This is a genomic window from Dyella sp. (assembly GCF_036568765.1).
Taxonomy (GTDB): Bacteria; Pseudomonadota; Gammaproteobacteria; order Xanthomonadales; family Rhodanobacteraceae; genus GSA-30.
The window spans coordinates 23,847-30,975 of record NZ_DATCRY010000126.1 but is presented as its reverse complement, the minus strand read 5'-3'; the positions used below and the strand labels follow the sequence as shown (position 1 = coordinate 30,975).

Annotated in this window: 6 protein-coding genes and 1 tRNA gene; 6 read left to right on the top strand and 1 reads right to left on the bottom strand. The window is 60.0% G+C overall.

What is annotated here, in order from left to right:
* Positions 1–77 (bottom strand) — tRNA-Arg (locus VIM98_RS09195).
* A gap of 121 nt (positions 78–198) precedes the next feature.
* Between VIM98_RS09195 and VIM98_RS09190 the strand changes: the two genes are divergently transcribed.
* From VIM98_RS09190 to VIM98_RS09165, 6 genes are all read left to right on the top strand, one after another.
* Positions 199–1,734 carry an aldehyde dehydrogenase family protein gene (locus VIM98_RS09190; protein ID WP_331992798.1) on the top strand — a complete coding sequence of 512 codons (1,536 nt, stop codon included), beginning with the start codon at positions 199–201 and terminating at the stop codon, positions 1,732–1,734.
* A 74-nt stretch (positions 1,735–1,808) separates the two neighbouring features.
* On the top strand, positions 1,809–2,585 hold the full coding sequence (locus tag VIM98_RS09185; protein WP_331992797.1) for an SDR family NAD(P)-dependent oxidoreductase: 777 nt from the start codon (positions 1,809–1,811) through the stop codon (positions 2,583–2,585).
* 4 nt (positions 2,586–2,589) lie between these two features.
* Complete coding sequence (locus tag VIM98_RS09180) at positions 2,590–3,357, top strand: class I SAM-dependent methyltransferase (protein ID WP_331992796.1); 768 nt, start codon at positions 2,590–2,592, stop codon at positions 3,355–3,357.
* Positions 3,358–3,361: 4 nt separating this feature from the next.
* Positions 3,362–4,396 (top strand): quinone-dependent dihydroorotate dehydrogenase, encoded by a 1,035-nt coding sequence (locus VIM98_RS09175; protein ID WP_331992795.1) that lies wholly within the window; start codon positions 3,362–3,364, stop codon positions 4,394–4,396.
* Positions 4,386–5,441: a UDP-N-acetylmuramate dehydrogenase gene (gene murB, locus VIM98_RS09170; RefSeq protein ID WP_414650205.1), complete on the top strand. Its 1,056-nt coding sequence runs from the start codon at positions 4,386–4,388 to the stop codon at positions 5,439–5,441. The genes VIM98_RS09175 and murB overlap by 11 nt, the downstream gene beginning before the upstream one ends.
* 65 nt (positions 5,442–5,506) lie before the next feature.
* The gene (locus VIM98_RS09165; protein WP_331992794.1) at positions 5,507–7,093 is read left to right on the top strand and encodes a hypothetical protein; all 1,587 of its coding nucleotides are present in this window, start codon (positions 5,507–5,509) and stop codon (positions 7,091–7,093) included.
* The last annotated feature ends 36 nt before the right edge of the window (positions 7,094–7,129 follow it).

Here is a 7,129-nt window from a genome sequence, read left to right as displayed (position 1 = left end):
TGGCGCCCCCGACACGATTCGAACGTGCGACCTTCCCCTTAGGAGGGGGACGCTCTATCCAACTGAGCTACGAGGGCAGCAACGGGATTTTGACATGGTTCGGCCGGCAGTGCGATCCGTCCCCAGGGGGTGGCCTGCTAGAATCGCGGTTTCCCCGGGCGTCTTGTACGCCCCATAGTCTGGTTTTCAGGAGTACGCATGTCGCACGAAATCCTCAAGGCGCTCGGTCTGGGCAACGAGCAATCCGGCACGTATCTCGGTCAGGGCGAGTGGTCCAAGACCGTCGATGCCGGCCGATTGCAGCCGGTGAACCCTGCGACGGGTGAGGTGATCGCGAGCGTTTTCGCCTCCAGTACCGCCGACTACGAAATCATCGTCAAGCGTGCACAGGAAGCTTTCAAGGCGTGGCGTACCACCCCTGCCCCGCGTCGCGGCGAAGCCGTACGTCTGTGTGGCGAAGCTCTGCGCAAGCACAAGGACGCCCTCGGCTCGCTGGTCGCGCTGGAAATGGGCAAGATCAAGCCCGAAGGCGACGGCGAAGTGCAGGAGATGATCGATATCGCTGATTTCGCGGTAGGCCAGAGCCGCATGTTGTACGGCTATACCATGCACTCGGAGCGCGTCGGCCATCGCATGTACGAGCAGTACCAGCCGCTGGGCCTGGTCGGCATCATCAGTGCGTTCAACTTCCCAGTCGCCGTGTGGGCGTGGAATGCCATGCTGGCTGCGATCTGCGGCGACATCTGCATCTGGAAGCCTTCGCCCAAGACGCCGCTGTCTGCCGTGGCAACGATGAAGATCTGCAACGAGGCGCTGAAGGCTGGCGGTTTCCCCGATCTGTTCTTCCTGTTCAACGATGCCGGCACGGATCTCTCGCAGGCCTTCGTCGACGACAAGCGCATCCCGCTGATCAGCTTCACCGGCTCGACCAAGGTCGGTCGCATGGTGGGCGAGCGCGTGGCTCGCCGCATGGGCCGCTCGTTGCTGGAACTGGGCGGCAACAACGCGATCATCGTCGACCAAACCGCCGACCTGAAGCTGGCGATCCCGGCCATCGTGTTCGGTGCGGTCGGTACGGCCGGTCAGCGTTGCACCACTACGCGCCGCTTGTTTGTGCACGAGTCGATCATCGATGACGTGACTGCCACGTTGGTCACCGCCTACAAGCAGGTCGAGGGCAAGATCGGCGATCCGACCCTGGCGACGACGTTGATGGGCCCACTCAACAGCTCTGACGCTGTGCAGGCCTACCTGGCTGCGATCGAAAAAGCCAAGGCCAGCGGTGGCACGGTGCGCACCGGCGGCGCAGCGCTGACCGATCGCAAAGGTAACTTCGTGCTGCCGACCATCGTCACCGGCCTGAAGAACGACGACGAAGTCGTGCAGACCGAAACCTTCGCACCGATTCTCTACGTGATGCCGTTCAAGACGCTGGACGAGGCGATCGAGCTGCAGAATAGCGTGCCGCAAGGCCTGTCCTCGGCCATCTTCACGCAGAACCTCAAATCGGCCGAGCAGTATCTTTCGGCGGCAGGTTCCGATTGCGGTATTGCGAACGTGAACATCGGCACCTCGGGCGCGGAAATCGGTGGCGCGTTCGGCGGCGAAAAGGAAACCGGCGGCGGGCGCGAATCCGGCTCGGATGCCTGGAAGGTCTACATGCGCCGCCAGACCAATACGATCAACTACTCCGACGCATTGCCGCTGGCGCAGGGCATCAAGTTCGATCTGTAAGGCCGATCCCGGCACCACGGGCGGGACGCCATGCGTCCCGCTCCGATCCCCTGGCAGGCGAGGAAATGCGCCGCATGAGTTCCATCCCCTCCTCCGCCGCTTTCGATTTCCGTGGCTACCGCGTTGTCGTCGCTGGCGGCAGCCGCGGCATCGGGCGCTGTATTGCCCTGGCATTCGCGCAGGCTGGTGCAGCGATATCGATCTGTGCGCGTGGGCGAGATACCCTCGAGGAAACGCGCACGGCAATGGCCGCCACAGGCGCCACGACGCACGCAGCCCCTTGTGATTTGGCCGACGGCGAAGCTATCGCAGCCTATATCGAGCAAGCGGCCACATCGCTCGGCGGTATCGATGTGCTGGTCAACAACGCCAGCGGCTATGGTTTTGCCGATACCGACGAAGGGTGGACCGCCGGCTTCAACGTCGACCTGATGGCGGCGGTGCGCGCATCGCGCCACGCGTTACCGCATTTGAAGGCCTCACCTTACGCCAGCATCGTGCACACCTCGTCGATTGCCGCGTTTCATCCCGGCGTGCGTGGCCCGGCTTATGCGGCGATCAAGGCCGCATTGAATCAATACACGACATCGCAGGCACTGGCGCTAGCGCCGGAACGCATCCGCGTCAACGCGGTAGCACCCGGCTCGATCGAATTTCCCGATGGCCTGTGGGATCGACGCAGGACCGAAGCACCCGAGCTTTATCGACAAACACTTGCCAAGATCCCTTTTGGCCGTTTTGGCACGTCCGAAGAAATTGCCCACGCGGTACTGTTCCTGGCCTCGCCCTGGGCCGGCTGGATTACCGGCCAGACGCTCTGCGTCGACGGCGGCCAATTGCTCACAGGTTGAACCTATGTCGAACCTTAAATCCACCGAGCGGTTCAGCGATCGCGTCGAAGACTACGTCCGCTATCGCCCCGACTATCCGACCGCCCTGCTCGACTGGCTACGCGATGCGCACGGCGTGGCGGCAGACTGGCCCGTCGCCGATGTGGGCGCCGGCACAGGTATTTCCTCCAAGCTGTTTCTCGATGCCGGTCATCGGGTAATGGCAGTGGAGCCGAATGCCGCGATGCGCACCGCCGCCGAACGCTGGCTCGCCGACTATGACCGTTTCGACACGACCGACGGCACTGCCGCGGCGACCGGCCTTGCGGATCGGAGCGCGGGCTTGATCTCCGTGGCCCAGGCATTTCACTGGTTCGAACCGGAAAGCACGCGCACGGAATTCCGCCGCATCCTGCGCGCCGACGGCCTGGTGGCGATCTACTGGAATTCGCGGCGACTGACGGGCATTCCATTCCTGGAAGGCTATGAAAAGCTGCTGCTGGAATACGGTACGGATTATGTCAGCGTCGCCGAGCGCTACGCTGACGACGCTTTCATGCAGCGCTGGTTCGGCCAGGGCTATCGCGGCACTGCGCATTTCGATCACAGCCAGCGGCTGGACTTCGATGAGTTGCGCGGCCGACTGATGTCCTCGTCCTATGCGCCCAAGCCGGGCCATATCAATCACGAACCCATGATGGCCGCCTTGCGCGTACTGTTCGACGCCTGCGCCGACGAAGGCCGCGTCAGCTTCGACTACGATACCCGCGTCTATGTAGGTCGCTTCGAGTAAAACCATGTACGACACGCTACGTCCCCTGTTGTTCAAGCTGGAACCGGAAACGGCTCACCACCTCACTCTCTATGGCCTGGGCGTAGCCCAGCGCAGCGGCTTTGCGCACCTGATCGCCAAGCCGCCAGCGGAGCTACCGGTCAACATCTTCGGCCTGCGTTTTCCAAACCCCGTCGGCTTGGCCGCCGGCCTGGACAAGAACGCGGATCATCTGGATGCGCTGGCAACGTTGGGCTTCGGCTTTATCGAAGTAGGCACCACCACGCCACGGCCGCAGCCGGGCAACGACAAGCCGCGCATGTTCCGCTTGCCGGAACACGAGGCGGTGATCAATCGCCTGGGCTTCAACAACGATGGCGTCGATGCACTGGTGCGCAACGTGCAACGCGCCACTTATCGCGGCGTGCTCGGCATCAATATCGGCAAGAACAAGGATACGCCGAACGAAAAGGCGGTCGACGACTACCTGTTCTGCCTGGAGCGCGTGTATCCGCATGCCAGCTACATCACGGTAAACATCTCCTCGCCCAATACCCAGGGGCTGCGCGATCTCCAGGAAGAAGCCACCCTGCGGCGCTTCATCGAAACGCTGCGTGAAGCGCAGGAACGCCTCGGATCGCAGGCCGGTGCGCGCAAGCCGATGTTGCTGAAGATTGCGCCCGATCTGAACGAATCCGAGCTCGATGCCATCGCCGAAGTGCTGTCAGAAGCCAAGGTCGACGGCCTGATATGCACCAATACCACTATCGACCGCACCGCCGTAATCGGAGCGACACACGCCGAACAAACCGGCGGCCTGTCGGGCAAGCCGCTGTTCAAGCGCTCCACTGAAGTCCTGCGCGGCATGCGCCAGCGCCTCGGGGCGGATGTCGGCATCGTCGGTGTAGGCGGCATTCTCGATGGCGACAACGCAGCCGAAAAGATCGCCGCAGGCGCCAACCTGGTGCAGTTGTATTCGGGCATGGTCTATCGTGGTCCGCACCTCATCGGCGAATGCGTCGAGGAAATTCGTCGCCAGGGCATGATGCATGCGCGCTGAAACGACCGATATGGGCGGTTACACGCTGATCGAAAACGCTCCTCTGGGCGCGCGCAACACCCTGCGCGTGAATGTGCATGCCACTCTGCTGGCTGAGATTCGCGAAGCGACCAAACTGCCGGAGCTGCTGAATTTTCCGGCCATTCGGCAACGTCCGTTGCTTGTGCTTGGCGAAGGCAGCAACATGTTGTTCACCGGCGACTACGATGGCACCGTGCTGGCTATGGCCACGCGTGGCGTACACGTGGAGCACGATGGCGACAATGCGCGCATCGCCGTAGCCGCGGGAGAACGTTGGGACGATTTCGTACGCTGGACGCTGGGTCAGGGCTTGGCAGGGCTGGAAAACCTGATTCTGATCCCCGGTACCGTTGGCGCGGCACCGATCCAGAACATTGGCGCCTATGGCACCGAAGTGGCCGAGTTCATCGAAAGCGTCGAAGCCTGGGATACGCGCGAGCGCCGTGTCGCGGTACTCGGTCATGCCGACTGCGCTTTCGCCTATCGTGATTCGCTGTTCAAGCACGAGCCGGGCCGCTACATCGTGACGGCGGTGCGCTTTGTGTTGCCGCGCCTGCGTGCTCCACGGCTGGACTATGCCGGTATCCGCGAAGAGTTGACACGCATGGGCATAGACAAGCCCGCACCTTTCCATGTCGCCGAAGCCGTGATCCATCTGCGCTCGCGCAAGTTGCCCGACCCCGCCGTGATCGGCAACGCGGGCAGTTTCTTCAAGAATCCCATCGTCGATACGGCTACGGCCGAGGCGCTCAAGGCCGAACATCCGGAATTGGTCGCTTGGCCGGCCGGCATCGGCAAAACCAAGCTTTCCGCAGCTTGGCTGATCGACACGGCGGGCTTGAAGGGGGCACGCGAAGGCGATGCCGGCATATCGCATCGACATGCGCTTGTACTGGTCAACCATGGCGGCGCCAGCGGTGGTCAGCTCTGGGCTTTCGCCCAGCACGTCATCGATACGGTACGCAAACGCTTTGGCGTGACGCTCGAACCGGAACCGTTGATTGTAGGCGCCGATTCGCAGTGAGCGAAATCTGAAGGCGAGGCGCGCAGGCTCTTTTTAGCCTGCCGCTTCAGCTTGAGGAACCACCTGTGACAATTTCTTCTGTATCGCCATCGCTATCAAACCCGCACAGCCGCACAGCAAATACAGCAAATAACGAACACGATTCAGTAGCGACGGAACCTCATGGCGCCGTCCAACGAATCTTCAATACGCCCGACGGACGGGAAAGAGGAGCTGTCGAGTCAAACGCCTCAGAACTCGACTATAAATCCAGAATCCAGACGGAAGAGATAAGTCTCAGGAACATTCAAAAACGCGACGATGATTTCAGAGAAAAAACTCGCCACCTGAAGCTCATCGAAGGCCAGCAACTCCGTCTCAAAGACGACCGCATCAAACCCGCGCGATATTATGGCGCCAATCCCTTCAAGCATATGCTTCAGGCCATAGGCGCGCGGTCGCACACTTATGAGAAGCAAATAGGTGCCTTGCGTGAAAAATACGATCTCCACAGCCTTCCCTCCGTGGACCACGGCGCGATCTCTGAGCATTTCAAGACCAGCTTGGAAAATCAAGAAAGGCTGCTCGATCGGCTCAAACTAGCTTGCTTGCGTGAAGAGTTACGCCCATTGCAGACCGAGGCAAGGAAACACGCCACCTCGCATCCTGCGTTGCAGGCTCTTGTCGTGGATACCGATAAAAAACGTCGAGACCTAAACAGCAAATTGAACGAATTACGCACACGTCTATCATCGTATCAAGCCGATCGGCTCAACAAAAAAGAACAATGTCGCCAACAAACTGGCAATCATCGCTTAGTCGAAGATCTCGAAAAGATTGCGCATGCCATCAACGATACGCAGCTCGACATCGAAAAGACGGCCTCGGAAGCTGAAGTAAAAAGCCAGTCCTACAATGAGCTCGATGCGCTAAGCGAGCAAATAGCCTCGAAGCAACGCGAAATCCATAAACAGAGCGGAACACTGATCTCCGCCGCCCCTCTCCCCGTCGACCTGGGCCTATTCCTGGCCATCTGGCACACCCCGCCAGGCTGGAAAGCCATACAAGCATCGTTTGAGCAGAAGACAGATGTCTCCATTAACGCTACCGAGGTCGCCCACGACCTGGAGTCGCGCCATCAAATGGCCGGCAACAGCTTCAGCTTGTCGCCAAGGCAGCAATCCCAGCTCCGTGACGCAGCCGCTCTACTTTCAACATATGAGATCCTCGAGAAACAGTGTCGCCAAGTGTACCTCGACACGCTGAAGCGCTACGAGGACGCGCCGGACATTGAGCCATTTCGTCGGCTTACCTACTTCCCGAACAAGCTATCCTCGCAGCAGCTGGATGAGTTCGATCGGCTCATGACCAGACAAGTACCGTTTTCATTCCCTAAAGTGCTTGAGACCTATGACACACTGATCGAGAGTGATTTTCACGACACCAACACCGTCTTCGAAGTTTATGGCTGCAGCATGAAAAGAGCTTATGACGCGCTATTGCCTGGCACGCCTGAATTCATGACCACTAATCTTTTCACGCCCTTTGCGGTCTTTCGAGTCGAACACATCGCCCGCAAAGCTGACAGCGTAACGATGGTGCGACTTGTCGAACATTTGATGCCACTGGATGCCGCAGTCAGACCCAGAAACCTTGAAAGATTATTCATCTGACAAGTCGGCCGAACTTACCGATTCATGATCATGCCG

Bases quoted from the DNA above. Each gene is read 5' to 3' on its own strand.
- VIM98_RS09190 (WP_331992798.1), top strand. From the start codon at position 199: ATGTCGCACGAAATCCTCAAGGCGCTCGGTCTGGGCAACGAGCAATCC.
- VIM98_RS09185 (WP_331992797.1), top strand. From the start codon at position 1,809: ATGAGTTCCATCCCCTCCTCCGCCGCTTTCGATTTCCGTGGCTACCGC.
- VIM98_RS09180 (WP_331992796.1), top strand. From the start codon at position 2,590: ATGTCGAACCTTAAATCCACCGAGCGGTTCAGCGATCGCGTCGAAGAC.
- VIM98_RS09175 (WP_331992795.1), top strand. From the start codon at position 3,362: ATGTACGACACGCTACGTCCCCTGTTGTTCAAGCTGGAACCGGAAACG.
- murB (WP_414650205.1), top strand. From the start codon at position 4,386: ATGCGCGCTGAAACGACCGATATGGGCGGTTACACGCTGATCGAAAAC.